We start from the raw sequence: 17,462 nt of genomic DNA on the forward strand, positions 1-17,462 counted from the left end.
TAGCGCTGCAACGGCCCGGTTCGGGGTGAAGTCATGTTGCCAGTGCCTCCAGCGGCACGTGCAACTTCGCGGCGATTGCCTGGGCTTAAAGGTGTCCGGCAGGCGCCAGCAGGCGCAGTTCGGCCCCCGCTTGCGACGCCATTTTCTGCGCTTGGTTCAACAATCGCTCCGCGACCCCACGGCGCCGGGTAACTTTTCGCACGCATAAATGGGACAAATACCAAACGTCGTCGTGCCTTTGCAGACGGCCGGCACCGAGCAAGCGGTCGTTGAAGCGTCCGGCGATCAATGCACTATCGGCCAAGGCACTTTCAATCAGGTCGGCCCCTCCGGAAAACGACGCGTACAACCATTGCGGCGCATCGAGGTAGATCTTTTGCAGATCCTGCTGATCCTGATAGCTGGCGTCTTCAAGCATCTGAACGATAACTGGCATGGATTTTCCCGTGTGCGAGGCCCTGTGTAGGAGCTGCCGAAGGCTGCGATCTTTTTCAAAATCAGGATCAAAAGATCGCAGCGTTCCGCAGCTCCTACAGGGGAGGAGATCAGATGATGCAAAAAAGGTGATATCAGTTTGGTTTTTCTGTCACGTGCAAATGGTAACCTTCGCCGGTTCGTCCGTCCTTCTGCGACTTAACGTCGCGCCTTCAAGGAGCTTCACCCCAAAAAAGGTCATGCCTGCGTGCATAAGGCCGGGGGTGAACAGTGGCTGGCGAACCATACTAATAATTGGGGGATACACAATGAGCACGAGCATCACGGCGGACGGCCTTCGCGCCGACCAGCCCGCGTTCCTGTCCAAGGAACGCATCATCGCCAAGCCCGGTTTCAACCGCTGGCTGGTGCCACCGGCCGCTCTGGCCATCCACTTGTGCATTGGCATGGCCTACGGTTTCTCGGTGTTCTGGTTGCCGCTGTCCAAGGCGTTGGGCGTCACCGCTCCGGTGGCTTGCGCACCGGACATGAGCTTCATCGCACAGGTTTTCTCTTCGCAATGCGACTGGCCGATCTCGATGCTCGGCTGGATCTACACCCTGTTTTTCATCTTCCTTGGCTGCTCGGCGGCCATCTGGGGCGGCTGGCTTGAGCACGCAGGGCCACGCAAGGCTGGCGTTGTGTCGGCATTGTGCTGGTGCGGCGGTCTGCTGATCTCGGCGCTGGGTATCTATACCCACCAGATCTGGCTGATGTGGATCGGCTCCGGCGTGATCGGTGGTATCGGTCTGGGCCTGGGTTACATCTCGCCGGTGTCGACGCTGATCAAGTGGTTCCCGGACAAGCGCGGCATGGCCACCGGCATGGCGATCATGGGCTTTGGTGGCGGCGCGATGGTCGGTGCGCCTCTAGCGACCGCGCTGATGAGCCACTTCGCCTCGCCTGAAGGTGTTGGTGTGTGGCAAAGCTTCGTGGCCATGGCTGCGATTTACTTTGTGTTCATGATCGGTGGCGCCTTGGCCTACCGCGTGCCGCCAACCGGCTGGAAGCCTGAAGGCTGGACTGCTCCAGCCAAGAAAGCGTCGAACTCGATGATCACCCACCGTCACGTACACGTGAATGTGGCGTGGAAAACCCCGCAATTCCGTCTGGTGTGGCTGGTGCTGTGCCTGAACGTATCGGCAGGTATCGGCATCCTCGGCATGGCTTCGCCACTGCTGCAGGAAGTGTTCGGCGGCAAATTGCTCGGTGTTGATGTGCCGTTCGGTCAACTGGATGCCGGGCAACTGGCTTCGATTGCCGCGATTGCTGCCGGTTTCACCGGTCTGCTGAGCCTGTTCAACATTGGCGGGCGGTTCTTCTGGGCGTCGTTCTCGGACTACTTGGGCCGTAAAAACACCTACTTCGTGTTCTTTGCGCTGGGTTTTGCCCTGTACGCGCTGATTCCGAACATGGGGCACTTGGGTAACGTTGCGCTGTTCGTGGCGGCGTTCTGCATCATTCTGTCGATGTACGGCGGCGGTTTTGCCACCGTTCCGGCGTATCTGGCCGACCTGTTCGGCACGCAGATGGTTGGCGCGATCCACGGTCGTCTGCTGACTGCCTGGGCTGCGGCCGGCGTGCTCGGTCCGGTGCTGGTGAACTACCTGCGTGAGTATCAGTTGAGCATCGGTGTTGAACGCGCTGCCGCTTACGACATCACCCTGTACATCCTTGCCGGTCTGCTGGTGTTGGGCTTCCTGTGCAACCTGCTGGTGCGTCCGGTGGCCGACAAGTACTTCATGACCGATGCTGAACTGGCCGCTGAACAGGCGCTGGGTCACGACAAAGGTGCTGATGCGAACACCGTTCTGGAGTGGAACGCCGCACCGGGCAGCAAGCCATTGGCGATCGCTGCGTGGCTGGCGGTGGGTATTCCGTTGGCGTGGGGTGTGTGGGTGACCCTGCAGAAGACGGCGGTATTGTTTCACTAAGTAAACGGTAAACGCAGTACCCCTGTGGGAGCGAGCCTGCTCGCGAAGACGGAGTGTCAGTCGACATCAGTGTTGGCTGATATACCGCTTTCGCGAGCAGGCTCGCTCCCACATTTGTTTTTAGGGTGTCCGAAACGAGTTGTATGGACATGTCTACCCGCGACAGCCGGGGGTTCTATCCGTCTGCCATATCACGTCTCGTGTTTCTGTTTCGGCCCCGCGCCCCTATAATGGCTGCCTTTTTCGCCCAATGATTTTGCGGAGCTGGTGATGGCCGAACGTAAGGCGTCTGTCGAGCGCGACACTCTGGAAACCCAGATCAAAGCCTCGATCAACCTTGATGGCACCGGAAAGGCCCGATTCGATATCGGTGTTCCTTTTCTTGAGCACATGCTGGATCAGATCGCCCGTCACGGGTTGATCGACCTGGATATTGAATGCAAGGGCGATCTGCATATCGACGACCACCATACGGTGGAAGACGTCGGTATCACCCTCGGCCAGGCGTTTGCCAAAGCCATCGGCGACAAAAAAGGCATCCGTCGCTACGGTCACGCCTACGTGCCGCTCGATGAAGCGCTGTCGCGTGTGGTGATCGACTTCTCCGGCCGTCCAGGCTTGCAGATGCACGTGCCGTACACCCGCGCCACCGTTGGCGGCTTCGACGTTGATCTGTTCCAGGAGTTCTTCCAGGGCTTCGTCAACCACGCGCTGGTCAGCCTGCACATCGACAATCTGCGCGGCACCAATACTCACCACCAGATCGAAACCGTGTTCAAGGCTTTCGGCCGCGCCTTGCGCATGGCTGTTGAGCTGGACGAGCGCATGGCCGGGCAAATGCCATCGACCAAAGGCGTTCTGTAATGCAGACGGTTGCAGTTATCGATTACGGCATGGGCAACCTGCACTCGGTGGCCAAGGCCCTCGAGCACGTGGGTGCCGGCAAAGTGCTGATCACCAGCGATGCGGACGTGATCCGCGAAGCTGACCGCGTGGTCTTCCCCGGCGTCGGTGCGATTCGCGATTGCATGGCAGAGATCCGTCGCCTCGGTTTCGACTCGCTGGTGCGTGAAGTCAGCCAGGACCGTCCGTTCCTCGGCATCTGTGTCGGCATGCAAGCCTTGCTCGATACCAGTGAAGAAAACGACGGCGTCGACTGCATCGGCCTGTTCCCGGGCGCGGTGAAGTTCTTCGGCAAAGATCTGCACGAAGACGGCGAACACCTGAAAGTGCCGCACATGGGCTGGAACGAGGTGAAGCAGAAGGTCAGCCACCCGCTGTGGCATGACATTCCAGACCTGGCGCGTTTCTACTTTGTGCACAGCTACTACATCGCCGCTGCCAACGCGCGGCAGGTGGTGGGCGGCGGTCACTACGGCGTCGATTTTGCTGCAGCACTGGCCGATGGCTCGCGTTTCGCCGTGCAGTTCCACCCGGAAAAGAGCCATACCCATGGCCTGCAATTGCTGCAGAACTTCGCCGCATGGGACGGTCGCTGGTAAATGGCCGCCAAGAAGTCCAAGCCGCCGATCTTGACCCTCACTCCCGAACAGGAGAGCGAGGCCAATCACAAGATCAAACGCTTCATGGAGGATCGCTTCGAACTTGACCTGGGGTCATTCGAAGCGGCCGAGATTCTTGAGTTGTTTACCCGCGAAATTGCTCCGCACTATTACAACAGGGCGATTTTCGATGTGCAGACCCACCTCAAAGAGCGGTTTGAAAGCATCGAAAGCGACCTGTGGGCGCTCGAGAAAAACTGATTTTCGAGCCAAGCTGAACATTCGAATTTGAAGGTTTGCCAGATGCTGATTATTCCCGCTATCGATCTTAAAGACGGTGCCTGCGTACGTCTGCGCCAAGGCCGCATGGAAGATTCCACAGTGTTCTCCGATGACCCGGTGAGCATGGCTGCCAAGTGGGTGGAGGGCGGTTGCCGCCGTCTGCATCTGGTCGATCTGAACGGCGCGTTCGAAGGCCAGCCAGTCAACGGCGAAGTGGTCACCGCCATCGCCAAGCGCTACCCGACCCTGCCGATCCAGATCGGCGGCGGCATTCGCTCGCTGGAAACCATCGAGCACTACGTCAAGGCGGGCGTGAGCTACGTGATCATCGGCACCAAAGCGGTGAAAGATCCGGCGTTCGTCGCTGAAGCGTGCCGCGCGTTCCCGGGCAAAATCATCGTTGGCCTCGACGCCAAGGACGGTTTCGTCGCTACCGACGGCTGGGCTGAAATCAGCACCGTGCAAGTCATCGATCTGGCCAAGCAGTTCGAAGCCGACGGCGTGTCGTCGATCGTTTATACCGACATCGCCAAAGACGGCATGATGCAGGGCTGCAACGTGCCGTTCACCGCCGCGCTGGCCGCTGCCACCAAGATCCCGGTGATCGCTTCCGGCGGCATCCACAATCTGGGTGACATCAAGTCGCTGCTCGACGCCAAGGCGCCGGGCATCATCGGCGCAATCACCGGCCGGGCGATCTACGAAGGCACCCTCGACGTCGCTGAAGCGCAAGCTTTCTGCGATTCGTACCAAGGCTGAGGACTGACCATGGCGCTGGCCAAACGCATCATCCCTTGCCTGGACGTGGATAACGGCCGGGTCGTCAAAGGTGTGAAGTTCGAGAACATCCGCGATGCCGGCGACCCGGTGGAAATCGCCCGTCGCTATGACGAGCAGGGTGCCGACGAGATTACCTTTCTCGACATTACCGCCAGCGTCGATGGCCGTGACACCACGCTGCATACCGTCGAGCGCATGGCCAGCCAGGTGTTCATTCCGCTGACCGTCGGCGGTGGCGTACGCACCGTGCAGGACATCCGCAATCTGCTCAATGCCGGCGCGGACAAGGTGTCGATCAACACGGCTGCGGTGTTCAACCCGGAATTTGTCGGCGAAGCGGCGCAGCATTTCGGCTCGCAGTGCATCGTCGTCGCGATCGACGCCAAGAAGGTCTCGCTGCCGGGCGAAACCCCGCGCTGGGAAATCTTCACCCACGGCGGGCGCAAGCCGACCGGCCTCGACGCCGTCGAGTGGGCGAAGAAAATGGAAGGCCTCGGTGCCGGCGAGATCCTGCTGACCAGCATGGATCAGGACGGTATGAAAAACGGTTTCGACCTTGGTGTTACCCGCGCCATCAGCGATGCGCTGGGTATTCCGGTGATCGCTTCCGGCGGCGTTGGCAACCTGCAGCATCTGGCCGACGGCATCCTCGAAGGTCACGCCAGCGCAGTGCTGGCGGCGAGTATTTTCCACTTCGGCGAATACACGGTGCAGGAAGCGAAAGCGTATATGGCCAAACGCGGCATCGTAATGCGCTAAACCGTACAGGCCAGTGGACAGCATGGCGTACCCAAGGCACTCTTGGGCACGCCATGGATTCCGGTAGCCCGACATGATCAAACGCCTGCTTCTCGTTCTCGCCAGTGCTGCTGTGTTGCTGGTCAACACGGCCCGTGCCGAGGACAGTCCCGACACCGATCTGGTGCTCCTTACCGAAAACTTCCCGCCGTACAACATGGCGAAGAATGGCAAGAATTTCGCCCAGGGCGAGAACATCAACGGCATCGCCACCGATATCGTGCGCGAGATGTTCCAGCGTGCCGGCCTCACTTACAGCCTGACCCTGCGCTTCCCTTGGGAGCGGGTGTACAAACTGGCGCTGGAAAATCCCGGTTACGGTGCCTTCGTCATGGCGCGGCTGCCGGATCGCGAGAAACTCTTCAAATGGGTCGGCCCGATCGGCCCCGACGACTGGATCCTGTTGGCCAAGGCCGACAGCAAGATCACCCTCGAAACCCTCAATGATGCGCGCAAATACAAGATCGGTGCCTACAAGGGCGATGCGATTGCCGAAACGCTGACCAAGCAGGGCTTGAAGCCGGTGGTGGTGCTGCGCGATCAGGACAATGCCAAGAAACTGGTTAACGGTCAGATCGATCTGTGGGCCACTGGCGATCCGGCCGGGCGCTATCTGGCGCGGCAGGATGGTGTGACCGGGCTCAAGACGGTGCTGCGCTTCAACAGCGCTGAACTCTATCTGGCGCTGAATAAAGATGTGCCGGACGAGACAGTGAAAAAGCTCCAGACAGCGCTGGATCAGATGCGCAAGGATGGCGTGGTGGACGACATCATGGGGCGGTATCTCTAACCCCAGCGTCACCGCGATTCAATTGTGTGTGGGCTTGCTCGCGAAGGCGTCGTGTCAGGCAGCTCAGATATTGACTGAAGCATCGCATTCGCGAGCAAGCCCGCCCCCACATTTTGTTTTAGGGCGTTGCGGATTCAGCGATAAACGCCATCCTTGCCATGAGCAGCCGTGGCCTTGTTACTGCGCACACTGATCATCTGCCGGATATCGATCCACTCAATCCCCTGAGCCTTCAGCTTCGGCAATTCGCGCTCCAGTACCGCCAGGGTCTGCGGATACGGATGGCCGATCATCACCGCCGAACCCTGCTTGCGCGCCAGGCTGATCGCCGTCTGCAACTGTGTGGAGATCGCCGCCTCGGTGCGTTCGTCGTCGAGAAACACATCCCGTGAAACGCTGGCCAGATCGATCTTCTGCGCCTGCTGTGCGGCCACTGTCTGCGCGCTGGTGCGGCTGTCGACGAAGAACTTGTGGCGGCGTTGCAACTCGCCCATCAACCAGGCCATCGCTACCGGTTGCGCGGTCATGCGGCTGCCCATGTGGTTATTGATACCGGCCGTGAACGGCACCCTTTTGAACGCAGCGTTCAGGCGTTTTTCGAGTTCTTCGATGGGCAGTTCGGGGTGCCAGGCGAACGGCCCGGTGGCCGGATCCATCGGCATGTGCAGGATGACGGTCTTGCCGGCGCGATGGGCTTCGCGGGCGAATTCGGTGGCGTGCGGGGTGTCGGGCATGATCGCCGCGGTTACCGGGCCGGGCAGGGCCAGCACACGGCGATCCCGGGGCAGGTTCTGCCCCAGGTCGTCGATGATCAGTGTCAGGTAGGCTTTGTGTGGCTTTGGGCTGACGGGTTCTGCGTGAACAGCACCCGCCAGACAGCACAACAGAACGAAGACGAAACGCAAACTCATCCTCAACGGCCGGATGTGATGCTCAGCCCTTTGAGCAGGCTCAGGGCCTGGGCCAGTTGGTAATCGTCATCCTGCGGCATGGCCTTGGCCTTGCCTGCCGAACCGCTTGGTTTGTCGGCGCCGCCGTTGCCGTTGCCCAAATGGCCTTGCAGATCGGCTTCCTTGAAGTATTCGCCGTCCGCCTCGCTGGTGATCTTGGCTTTGCGCACTTCGATGTCCGGGACGATGCCCTGGGCCTGAATCGAACGGCCATTGGGTGTGAAGTACAGCGCGGTGGTGATCTTCAGCGCCCGGTCGTTGTTCAGCGGCAGCACGGTTTGTACCGAACCTTTGCCGAAACTGGTGGTGCCCATGACCACAGCGCGTTTCTGGTCCTGCAGAGCACCGGCGACAATTTCCGACGCCGAGGCGCTGCCACCATTGATCAGCACGACCATCGGCACTGCTTCGCTTTCGTCTTTGCCGGTAGCAGAGAAACGCAGCTCGGAGTTGGCGATGCGGCCTTTGGTGTAGACGATCAGACCTTTGGTAATGAAGTGGTCGACCACTTCCACCGCGGCCTGCAAAACGCCACCCGGGTTGTTGCGCAGGTCGAGAATGATGCCGTTGAGTTTCTTGCCGTTGTCCTTGCGCATCTTCGCCAAGGCCTTGGAGACCTCATCGCCGGTCTTGACCTGGAACTGAGTGATACGGATATAGCCGTAGCCCGACTCAAGCAGTTGCGACTTGACGCTCTTCACTTGAATCACGGCGCGCGCCAAAGTCACGTCGAATGGCGTGCCGCCGTCGCGGACCAGGGTCAGGGTGATTTTCTGACCGATCTTGCCGCGCATCTTGTCGACGGCTTCGGTCATGGTCTGGCCGCGAGTCGGCGCGCCGTTGATCTTGACGATGAAGTCACCGGCCTGAATGCCGGCCTTCGACGCTGGCGTGTCATCGATTGGCGAGACGACTTTGATGAAGCCGTCTTCGGCACCGACTTCGATACCCAGACCGCCGAATTCACCGCTGGTGCTTTCCTGCAACTCGGTGAAATCTTCCGGGCCCAGGTAAGCGGAGTGCGGATCAAGGTTGCTGAGCATGCCCTTGATCGCGTTTTCCAGCAGGGTCTTGTCGTCCACCGGCTCGACATAAGCGGCTTTGATCCGGTCCATGACCTCGGCAAAGGTGCGCAACTCTTCCAGCGGCAGCGGCGCCTTGGAGGTCGCGGCAGTGCCTGCCGGAGCGACGGCCGGGGCTGGTTGTGCGGCGAACGCCAGAGGCGCGCCGATCACCAGAGCGATCGTCAGAGCCAGCGAGGTAAGGCGGGACAAATGCAGCATGTCGAACGAACTCCTGAATTAGGCGGCGCGCTTATCCTTGCGCGCGGCACCATTGCGCCGGATCACTCGGGTGACCCTGCTGACGAATTGCGAAATACAGTGCTGGTGTGTCCTGACCGCCACTGTTACCGACAGTGGAGATGGACTCACCGGCTTTTACCACGTCACCGGCCGACTTGAGCAGCGTCTGGTTGTGACCGTAAAGACTCAGAAAACCGTTGCCGTGATCGAGGATCACCAGCAGCCCGGCGCCCCGCAGCCAATCGGCAAACACCACGCGCCCACCGTGTACGGCATGCACCTGGCTGCCGGCGGAAGCGCTGATCATCACGCCATCCCACTTGGTCCGGGCGTCATCGCCACGGCTTTCACCGAAGCGTGCCAACAGTCGACCATCAACCGGCCACGGAAGTTTTCCCCGGGTTGCAGCAAAAGGGCCACCGAAGGTCTCGCCGCTGCTGGAGACCAGTGCGCCGGGTGTTGATCTGGCTGGTTTTCGTGGGGCGTCGCTGTTTTCAGCCTGCGCCTCACGCAAGCGCTTTTTTTCCGCTTCCTGCTGGGCGATCAGCGCTTTCTGCCGCGCTTCTTCTGCCTCACGGGCCTGGCGGGCCAGAGTTTCTTCAATGGTTTTAAGGACTTTAGACAGGTCTGCCTGATCCTGCTCGCGAGAGGCGAGTTTCTGATCGCGGGCCTTGACGTCGTCGTTGAGCTTGGCAAGGACTTGCTGGCGTTCCTTACGAACCTTGTCGAGCTCTTCGCGCTGGCTGTCGAGGCTGCTTTTCTGGACGAGCAATTGCGCTTGCTGCAAGCCGATGTCTTTCTCGACATTGGCGAGTTGGCGCAGGGTTTCGTTGAAGTTCTTCAACTGCTCCAGGCGGGCCTGGCTCAGGTAGTCGTAATAGGTGAGGGTGCGGGCGAATTTCTCGGGATTTTGCTGGTTGAGCAGCAGCTTGAGGTATTCCTGCCGACCGTTCTGGTAGGCCGCGCGGGCCTGGATGGCGATCAGTCGCTGTTGTTCAGTGCGCGCGCTCTGGAGTTTTTTTTTCTCCGCATCGAGCCGTTGCAGCTCGGATTCACTTTTCTGCAGTTCTTTCTGCAGGGCATCGACCTGCTTCTGCAGCTTGCCCATCTCGGTTTCGGTGCCCTTGAGCTCTTTCTGCACGCCGGATTTTTCTTCCTGGAGCTTGCCCAGCAGCTTTTTCAGCTCGGCAATGTCCTGACGCGTGGCGTCCAACTGCTGTTGGGTTTGCGCGCGCTCGTCAGCGAAGGCCGGTTGGAGCAGGCAGGTCAGAGCGAGGGCAATCAGGACGCGAAGCATAGGGGCGGGCGGCACCAGGGTAAGGGACGGCCTAGTATGCCCGCCCGAGGCTGCAAAAAAAACGCCCAATTGGGGCTGTGTGATAACTGGAGCAAGCAATACAGCGAATTCCATTTCGAAAACTCCATAAACCACTGTGGGAGCTGGCTAGCCAGCGATGGCGTCTGCACATTCAACATAGATGTTGGCTGTCAGATTGCTATCGCTGGCAAGCCAGCTCCCACAGGGTTTTGTGGTGCGTGATCGAGCGGATTACACCAGGATAGACGTGCCAGTCATTTCCGCCGGTTTTTCCAGGCCCAGCAGCTTCAGCATGGTCGGCGCCACGTCCGCCAATACGCCGCCTTCACGAACCTTGAGGTCACGCTTGCCGACGTAAATGAACGGCACCGGCTCGGTGGTGTGTGCAGTGTGTGCTTGCCCGGTGGACTCGTCTGCCATTTGCTCGACGTTGCCGTGGTCAGCGGTGATCAGCGCTTCGCCGCCAACCTTTTCCAGTGCTTCAACGATGCGGCCAACGCAGGCGTCGAGGCATTCAACCGCCTTCACTGCCGCGTCGAACACGCCGCTGTGGCCGACCATGTCGCCGTTGGCGTAGTTGACCACGATCACGTCGTAACGCTGGTTTTCGATGGCGTCGACGATGCGGTCGGTCACCTCGAGCGCGCTCATTTCCGGCTGCAAGTCGTAAGTGGCGACTTTCGGCGACGGGATCAGGATGCGCTCTTCGCCCGGGAACGGTTCTTCACGACCGCCGGAGAAGAAGAAGGTCACGTGGGCATATTTCTCGGTTTCAGCGATGCGCAGCTGGGTTTTTCCGTTCTTTGCCAGATAGTCGCCCAGCACGTTTTCCAGGCTGCCGGCGGCGAAAGCCGAAGGTGCCGGAATGCTCGCCGCGTATTGGGTCAGCATGACGAAACCGGCCAGTTTTGGCTGGCGCGCGCGTTCGAAGTCCTTGAAGTCATCCTCAACGAACACGCGGGTCAGCTCGCGGGCACGGTCGGCGCGGAAGTTCATGAACACCACGGCGTCGCCATCTTCGACTTTCACCGGTTCACCGATGGTGGTGGCTTTGACGAATTCGTCGCTCTCGCCGCGAGCGTAAGCGGCTTCCAGGCCTTCCTGAGCGGTGGCAGCGTGGAATTCGCTGTTGCCGTCGACGATCAGGTTGTAGGCCTGAGCCACGCGATCCCAACGGTTGTCACGGTCCATGGCGAAGTAGCGGCCGACGATGCTGGCGATGCGGCCCTTGCCGAGCGCCTGGAAGGTCGCGTCGAGCAGTTCGATCGACGAAGCGGCGCTTTTCGGTGGGGTGTCACGGCCATCAAGGAAGGCGTGCAGGTAGATTTTTTCGGCGCCGCGCTTGAAGGTCAGTTCGGCCATGGCGATCAGGTGATCCTGGTGGCTGTGTACGCCGCCATCCGAGAGCAGGCCCATGAAGTGCACGGCTTTGCCGGCGGCCACGGCTTTATCCACAGCGGCGCAGATGGTCGGGTTCTCGAAGAACTCGCCGTCACGGATCGCTTTGGTCACACGAGTGAAGTCCTGATACACCACGCGACCGGCGCCGAGGTTCATGTGGCCGACTTCGGAGTTGCCCATCTGGCCGTCCGGCAGGCCGACGTCCATGCCGCTGCCCGAGATCAAGCCGTTCGGCACGGTGGCCCACAGGCGATCGAGCACTGGCTTGTTCGCCGCAAAAACGGCATTGGATTCGGGGCTGTCGCTGTGACCGAAGCCGTCGAGAATGATCAGGACCAAAGGTTTAGGCGTGGTAGTCATGGAATCCACTCGTGGCTAATAAAGAAGAGGGCGATGGAAAAGGGAGTTGGAGTTTAAAGCCAAGTTCAATCCACGTCACCGCCGGACGGGGTTTGGCCCACCATAGTGGCTGTGTATACTGGCCGACATTTTAACGCCCTGGAACCTCCTTCGATGGTTGCTCACCTGATTGAATTTGCCACTAACCACTACATTCTTGTCGGTATCTTCGTCGTACTGCTGGCTCTGCTGCTGGCGCACACGATGCAGGGCGGCGGTAAAAGCCTGAGCACCGGTGAGCTGACCGCACTGGTCAACAAAGATGCTGGCGTGGTGGTGGACATCCGTCCGGCCAAGGATTTCGCTGCCGGCCACATCGTTGGCGCGATCAACATTCCTCAAGACAAGCTGGCCGCGCGCACCGGTGAGCTGGAAAAACACAAGGCCAAGACCATCATTCTGGTCGACGCTCTGGGCCAGACCGCCGGCACCCACGCCCGCGAGTTGATGAAATCCGGCTTCACCGCCGCCAAGCTGTCCGGCGGGATTTCCAGCTGGAAAGGCGACAACCTGCCGTTGGTGAAGTGATATGAGCGAAGTCATCGTCTACTCCAGCGATTACTGCCCTTACTGCTCGCGAGCCAAATACCTGCTCGAGAACAAAGGCGTGGCCTTCAAAGAGATCAAGGTCGATGGCAAGCCGCAGGTGCGCGCCGAAATGACCCAGAAGGCCGGCCGCACGTCCGTGCCGCAGATCTGGATCGGCAGCAAGCACATCGGCGGTTGTGACGATTTGTATGCCCTGGAGCGCGCCGGCAAGCTCGACGCGCTGCTCAAGGCCTGAACGGCTGCACCCACGTACAGCAATCCCTAAAGACCCAAGATCAGAAAGGATCTGAGATGACTGACCAACAGAACACTGCAGCCAGCGAAGAAGAAACCGCACCGCAATTCTCCTTGCAGCGCATCTACGTACGCGACCTGTCCTTCGAAGCCCCGAAAAGCCCGGCGATCTTCCGCCAGCAGTGGGATCCGAGCGTCGGTCTGGATCTGAACACGCGCCAGAAAGAACTGGAAGGCGATTTCTTCGAAGTCGTACTGACCTTGTCCGTGACCGTGAAAAACGGTGACGAAGTGGCTTTCATCGCTGAAGTGCAACAGGCCGGTATCTTCCTGATCAAGAACCTCGACCCGGCTTCTATGAGCCACACCCTGGGCGCGTTCTGCCCGAACATCCTGTTCCCTTACGCGCGTGAGACCCTCGACAGCCTGGTGACCCGTGGTTCGTTCCCGGCACTGATGCTGGCTCCGGTGAACTTCGACGCCCTGTACGCGCAAGAGCTGCAGCGCATGCAGGAAAGCGGCGAGACGCCAACCGTTCAGTAATTGATCTGAGCGTTGACGCAAGTCCAATGTGGGAGCGGGCTTGCTCGCGAAAGCGCAGTGTCAGGCGACATAGATGTCATCTGATACGACGCCTTCGCGAGCAAGCCCGCTCCCACATTTGTTATGTGCGGTTACTGGAAGCCGTTCTGGCGCCAGGCTTCGTACACGGCCACCGCGACGGTGTTGGACAGGTTCAGGCTGCGGCAGCCTTCACGCATCGGCAGGCGCAGGCGCTGCTCGGCGGGCAGGGCGTCCAGTACCTCTGGGGGCAGGCCACGGCTTTCCGGGCCGAAGATGAACGCATCGCCCGCAACGAACGCGGCATCATGGAATGGCCGCGAACCCTTGGTGGTGAACGCGAACAAGCGTGGGTTACCCAGGCTCTCCAGACAACTGGCCAGATCGGCATGACGTTGCAGCGTGGCATATTCGTGGTAGTCGAGACCGGCCCGGCGCAAGCGCTTGTCGTCCATCTCGAAGCCCAGCGGTTCGATCAAATGCAGGTGGCAGCCGCTGTTGGCGCACAGCCTGATAACGTTGCCGGTATTCGGCGGAATTTCTGGTTGAAAAAGGATGACGTGAAACATGCACGGCTCCGAAGGTAAAGATGAGCGGCATTCTACGCCGCCTGTGGACAACCGTTCGAAACTATTGCCGCGAGTGATCGGCTCGCTAGCGATTGTCGGCGTGATGATTGGTTTGATGATCGGCCGCCTCACTACGCCTGACCCCAGCGTGCTGCAGCAGGTCGAGGTGACGGATGGCGGTCTGGTGGTGTGGTTCAACAACGAACCGAAGCTGCACGGCGAGATCGTCGAGGGTGCAGTGGCGTTGTTGTTTCAGGCTGAAGGACCGGCGCAAAAAGGCCAGCTCAAGCTCAATGGCAAGGACGTGAACTGGCGTACGCGAGCAAGTGACGGTGGGTTGTTGCTGACGGTGCTGGCGGCGCGGCCGCTGCAAGGAGACTGGGCCGGGAGCGAAGTCGATGACCGCTGGCGGCTGGAGATCCATCTCCGGGAGCAATAAAAGCGGGAATCCCTGACCTGCCTGTATCAGGGCTCCCAAAAGGCTGGACTTCGCTAGCAGCGTCAGTCCGGTGTAAAGAGGGAACCCCCGGCCTGCCTGTACCAAGGATCCCAAAAGGGTGGGTGCATCGCGAAGCGGTGCGAGCCCGGTGTAAAGAGGGGAATCCCCGGCCTGCCTGTACCAAGGTCCCCGAAACGGGTGGTGAAACGAATCACCTGTGAGAGGTATTGCAGGGTGCGTGCCAGGTTTTAATCTGTTGAAACAAAAAAGTTGAACGGAAACGCGAAAGCCCCGGGATTCGGGGCTTTCGTTATTGTTGAAGGGTGAGCTTTTAATGTTCTGAGGTGGTCTTTCGAAAGACTGGCAGTGCCCGATCACAGGTCATCGTGCATTCATGCGGTGCACGGAGAACCCAATGTGGGAGCGGGCTTGCTCGCGAAGGCGTCGTGTCAGTCACCCTATATTTCAATGACCCACCGCATTCGCGAGCAAGCCCGCTCCCACAGGGGATGTCGGGTGCTCGCCTATTATGTGTTAACCCTCATCCCCCTCCTCATCATCCCCACCATCAACCTTCATCCCCAGTTCCTTGATCTTGCGCGTCAGGGTATTGCGCCCCCAACCGAGCAATACCGCGGCATCGCGACGACGCCCAGCGGTATGTTTCAAAGCGGTCTCGATCATGATCCGCTCAAACGCCGGCACCGCACTGTCGAGCAAACTCGACTGGCCACGCGCCAACGCCTGATCCGCCCACTGGCGCAACGCCTGCTCCCAATTGGTCACCGGCGCCGAGTCCTGCGGCAGGTTGAGCAGTTCTGGCGGCAAGTCGCTGATATGCACTTCGCGCCCGGAAGCCATCACGGTGATCCAGCGGCAGGTGTTCTCCAACTGACGTACGTTGCCGCCCCACGGCAGGTTTTTCAGGTATTCCTCGGTCTCGCTTTTCAGCAGCTTCGGCTCCACTGCCAGTTCCTGCGCGGCGCGGCTGAGGAAGTGCTTGGCCAGGGTCGGAATGTCTTCACGACGATCCGACAGGCGCGGAATGTGGATGCGGATCACGTTGAGACGGTGGAACAAGTCTTCACGGAATTTCCCGGCATGCACCAGGGTTTCCAGATTCTGGTGGGTCGCGGCGATGATCCGCACGTCGACCTTGACCGGCAAATGACCGCCAACACGATAGAACTCGCCGTCAGCCAATACGCGCAACAGACGCGTCTGGGTGTCAGCCGGCATGTCACCGATTTCATCGAGGAACAGCGTGCCGCCATCTGCCTGTTCAAAGCGACCGCGACGCAGGTTGGCGGCGCCGGTGAACGCGCCTTTCTCATGGCCGAACAGTTCGGATTCCATCAGATCCTTGGGGATCGCCGCCATGTTCAGCGCGATGAACGGTGAGGCTGCGCGCGGGCTGTGGCGGTGCAGGGCGTGGGCGACCAGTTCTTTACCAGTACCGGATTCACCGTTGATCAGCACGGTGATGTTGGAGTGGCTCAAGCGGCCGATAGCGCGAAACACTTCCTGCATCGCCGGCGCTTCGCCGATGATTTCTGGCGTGCGGGTCAGCGCTGGCACCACTTCCAGGCCTTGCTGCTCTTGGGCGTGCTGGTTGGCGCGCTTGACCAGCGATACTGCCTCATCAACGTCAAAAGGCTTTGGCAGGTACTCGAACGCGCCGCCCTGATAGGAGGCGACAGCGCTGTCCAGATCGGAATGAGCGGTCATGATAATGACCGGCAGGCGTGGGTGCTGCTCGCGGATCCGCGCCAACAGGTCCAGACCGCTGGCGCCCGGCATGCGGATGTCGGAAATGATCACATCCGGCTGCTGCCGAGCCAGCCGACTCATCACGCCATCGGCGCTGTCGAAACTCTGGGTGGTCATGCCTTCCTGCTGCAAGGCTTTTTCCAGAACCCAACGGATAGAACGGTCGTCATCGACGATCCACACGGTTTCACTACGGCTCATGTCGATGTGGCTCCTTGTTCCAGTGGCAGAAAGATCGAGAACGTGGTGTGGCCTGGGTGGCTGTCACACTCGATCAGGCCCTGGTGCTGGCTGATGATGTTCTGGGTAATGGCCAGGCCCAGCCCGGTACCGTCCGGACGGCCGCTGACCATGGGAAAGAAGATGGTTTCCTGAAGTTCCGCCGGGATGCCCGGGCCGTTGTCGATGATCTCGATCTTGGTCACCAGACGATGGCGGACGTGGCCAATGGTGAATTGACGCATGGTTCGGGTACGCAGGCTGATGCGGCCCAGACGCAGCTCGTTCTGGCTGCTGATCGCCTGCATCGCGTTGCGCACGATATTCAGCACGGCCTGAATCATTTGCTCGCGGTCGATCAACACGTCGGGAATGCTTGGGTCGTAATCGCGCACCAAGGTGATGCAACCCTGGCTTTCGGCTTCGACCAATTGGCACACACGCTCGAGCACCTCGTGAACGTTGCACATGGCCAACGACGGCAACTTGTTCGAACCGAGCATGCGGTCGACCAGATTGCGCAGGCGGTCGGCCTCTTCAATGATCACGTTGGTGTAGTCGCGCAGGCTGTCTTCCGGCAGTTCGCGGGCCAGCAGTTGCGCCGCGCCACGGATGCCGCCGAGGGGATTCTTGATTTCATGGGCGAGGCCGCGCACCAGCATCTTGCTGGTTTCCTGTTTCGACAGCTGCGCCTCTTCCTTGGTAATCCGCAGCAGGCGATCTCGCGGGTGGACTTCCAGCAGGAGCAGGGTCGCGCCGTTGCTGAGGATCGGCGTCACCGCGTAATCCACCGTCAGGGTCTGGCCGGTGAGGGCGGTGAGCATCGCTTCGCGCTTGGTGAACGGATGCGCCTGTTCAACCGCCTGGCGCAGGGAGTTGAGCGCCTCGGTGGACTCGGTAAATAACTCGCTGATGAACTGCCCATGGCTACGCTGGCCGCTGATGGCCAGCAGCATTTCCGCCGCCGGGTTCATGTACTCGAGGCGCAATTCGGCGTCGAGCAGGATGGTGGCGGTGGTCAGGTTGTCGAGCAGTAAACGATGAATTGCGTCACTTATAGTCATCAGGGCCTCTTTTGGGGCGGAGCGTGCGCAAGAAGCAAGCGTCGTGAAACGGAAAATGCAAAAACCAAACCAAGGCTCCGAAAAGAAGCGTTCAACCCCTGAAACGGGCGTTTGACGCTCGTTTG

19 protein-coding genes are annotated in these 17,462 nt (G+C 60.0%); 11 read left to right on the top strand and 8 right to left on the bottom strand.

The annotated features are described in order from the left end of the window. Window positions 1–85 precede the first annotated feature (85 nt). Window positions 86–436, bottom strand: a complete 351-nt coding sequence (locus CKW18_RS18220) for an acetyl-CoA sensor PanZ family protein (RefSeq protein WP_095190075.1) — start codon at window positions 434–436, stop codon at window positions 86–88. 307 nt (window positions 437–743) lie between these two features. On the opposite strand from CKW18_RS18220, the gene CKW18_RS18225 reads away from it, so the two are divergent. From CKW18_RS18225 to CKW18_RS18255, 7 genes are all read left to right on the top strand, one after another. Further along, complete coding sequence (locus tag CKW18_RS18225) at window positions 744–2,408, top strand: OFA family MFS transporter (RefSeq protein ID WP_095190076.1); 1,665 nt, start codon at window positions 744–746, stop codon at window positions 2,406–2,408. Window positions 2,409–2,678: 270 nt separating this feature from the next. Continuing rightward, the gene (gene hisB / locus CKW18_RS18230) at window positions 2,679–3,272 is read left to right on the top strand and encodes an imidazoleglycerol-phosphate dehydratase HisB (RefSeq protein WP_007909204.1); all 594 of its coding nucleotides are present in this window, start codon (window positions 2,679–2,681) and stop codon (window positions 3,270–3,272) included. Then, window positions 3,272–3,910 (top strand): imidazole glycerol phosphate synthase subunit HisH, encoded by a 639-nt coding sequence (hisH, locus tag CKW18_RS18235; RefSeq protein WP_095190077.1) that lies wholly within the window; start codon window positions 3,272–3,274, stop codon window positions 3,908–3,910. Before hisB ends, hisH begins: the two co-directional genes overlap by 1 nt. Further along, window positions 3,911–4,171, top strand: coding sequence for a DUF2164 domain-containing protein (locus tag CKW18_RS18240; protein WP_095190078.1), 261 nt, complete (start codon window positions 3,911–3,913; stop codon window positions 4,169–4,171). Window positions 4,172–4,213: 42 nt separating this feature from the next. Beyond that, a complete protein-coding gene (gene hisA / locus CKW18_RS18245) occupies window positions 4,214–4,951 on the top strand; it encodes a 1-(5-phosphoribosyl)-5-[(5-phosphoribosylamino)methylideneamino]imidazole-4-carboxamide isomerase (protein ID WP_003220753.1) in 738 nt (245 codons plus the stop codon). A 9-nt stretch (window positions 4,952–4,960) separates the two neighbouring features. Next, window positions 4,961–5,731: an imidazole glycerol phosphate synthase subunit HisF gene (gene hisF, locus CKW18_RS18250; RefSeq protein WP_095190079.1), complete on the top strand. Its 771-nt coding sequence runs from the start codon at window positions 4,961–4,963 to the stop codon at window positions 5,729–5,731. 73 nt (window positions 5,732–5,804) lie between these two features. Next, entirely contained in the window at window positions 5,805–6,560 is a 756-nt protein-coding gene (locus tag CKW18_RS18255; protein WP_095190080.1) for an ABC transporter substrate-binding protein, read from the top strand. 134 nt (window positions 6,561–6,694) lie between these two features. Here the strand turns inward: CKW18_RS18255 and CKW18_RS18260 are convergent, their stop codons facing one another. The 4 genes from CKW18_RS18260 to gpmI form a co-directional block, all read right to left on the bottom strand. Then, window positions 6,695–7,471, bottom strand: coding sequence for a divergent polysaccharide deacetylase family protein (locus CKW18_RS18260; RefSeq protein WP_095190081.1), 777 nt, complete (start codon window positions 7,469–7,471; stop codon window positions 6,695–6,697). A 2-nt stretch (window positions 7,472–7,473) separates the two neighbouring features. Beyond that, a complete protein-coding gene (locus tag CKW18_RS18265) occupies window positions 7,474–8,793 on the bottom strand; it encodes a S41 family peptidase (RefSeq protein WP_095190082.1) in 1,320 nt (439 codons plus the stop codon). A 31-nt stretch (window positions 8,794–8,824) separates the two neighbouring features. Further along, entirely contained in the window at window positions 8,825–10,111 is a 1,287-nt protein-coding gene (locus CKW18_RS18270; RefSeq protein ID WP_095190083.1) for a murein hydrolase activator EnvC, read from the bottom strand. Window positions 10,112–10,363: 252 nt separating this feature from the next. Further along, a complete protein-coding gene (gene gpmI / locus CKW18_RS18275; protein WP_095190084.1) occupies window positions 10,364–11,893 on the bottom strand; it encodes a 2,3-bisphosphoglycerate-independent phosphoglycerate mutase in 1,530 nt (509 codons plus the stop codon). Between the two features lie 153 nt (window positions 11,894–12,046). Here gpmI and CKW18_RS18280 point away from each other — a divergent pair, with 153 nt between their 5' ends. The 3 genes from CKW18_RS18280 to secB are packed head-to-tail and all read left to right on the top strand — an operon-like array spanning window position 12,047 to window position 13,258. Next, entirely contained in the window at window positions 12,047–12,460 is a 414-nt protein-coding gene (locus tag CKW18_RS18280; RefSeq protein WP_095190085.1) for a rhodanese-like domain-containing protein, read from the top strand. A 1-nt stretch (window position 12,461) separates the two neighbouring features. Further along, window positions 12,462–12,716 (top strand): glutaredoxin 3, encoded by a 255-nt coding sequence (gene grxC, locus CKW18_RS18285; RefSeq protein ID WP_038359971.1) that lies wholly within the window; start codon window positions 12,462–12,464, stop codon window positions 12,714–12,716. 56 nt (window positions 12,717–12,772) lie between these two features. Next, on the top strand, window positions 12,773–13,258 hold the full coding sequence (gene secB, locus CKW18_RS18290) for a protein-export chaperone SecB (protein WP_095190086.1): 486 nt from the start codon (window positions 12,773–12,775) through the stop codon (window positions 13,256–13,258). 131 nt (window positions 13,259–13,389) lie between these two features. Here secB and trmL read toward each other — a convergent pair whose 3' ends face one another. After that, window positions 13,390–13,845 carry a tRNA (uridine(34)/cytosine(34)/5-carboxymethylaminomethyluridine(34)-2'-O)-methyltransferase TrmL gene (trmL, locus tag CKW18_RS18295; protein ID WP_095190087.1) on the bottom strand — a complete coding sequence of 152 codons (456 nt, stop codon included), beginning with the start codon at window positions 13,843–13,845 and terminating at the stop codon, window positions 13,390–13,392. Here trmL and CKW18_RS18300 point away from each other — a divergent pair. Further along, window positions 13,844–14,284: a hypothetical protein gene (locus tag CKW18_RS18300; RefSeq protein WP_095190088.1), complete on the top strand. Its 441-nt coding sequence runs from the start codon at window positions 13,844–13,846 to the stop codon at window positions 14,282–14,284. The genes trmL and CKW18_RS18300 overlap by 2 nt on opposite strands. Before the next feature lie 534 nt (window positions 14,285–14,818). Here CKW18_RS18300 and ntrC read toward each other — a convergent pair. Next, window positions 14,819–16,255, bottom strand: coding sequence for a nitrogen regulation protein NR(I) (gene ntrC / locus CKW18_RS18305; RefSeq protein WP_095190089.1), 1,437 nt, complete (start codon window positions 16,253–16,255; stop codon window positions 14,819–14,821). Next, entirely contained in the window at window positions 16,252–17,337 is a 1,086-nt protein-coding gene (gene glnL / locus CKW18_RS18310) for a nitrogen regulation protein NR(II) (RefSeq protein ID WP_095190090.1), read from the bottom strand. The genes ntrC and glnL overlap by 4 nt, the downstream gene beginning before the upstream one ends. Window positions 17,338–17,462: the final 125 nt, after the last annotated feature.

This window comes from Pseudomonas sp. Irchel 3E19 (assembly GCF_900187585.1).
Taxonomy (GTDB): domain Bacteria; phylum Pseudomonadota; class Gammaproteobacteria; order Pseudomonadales; family Pseudomonadaceae; genus Aquipseudomonas; species Aquipseudomonas baetica.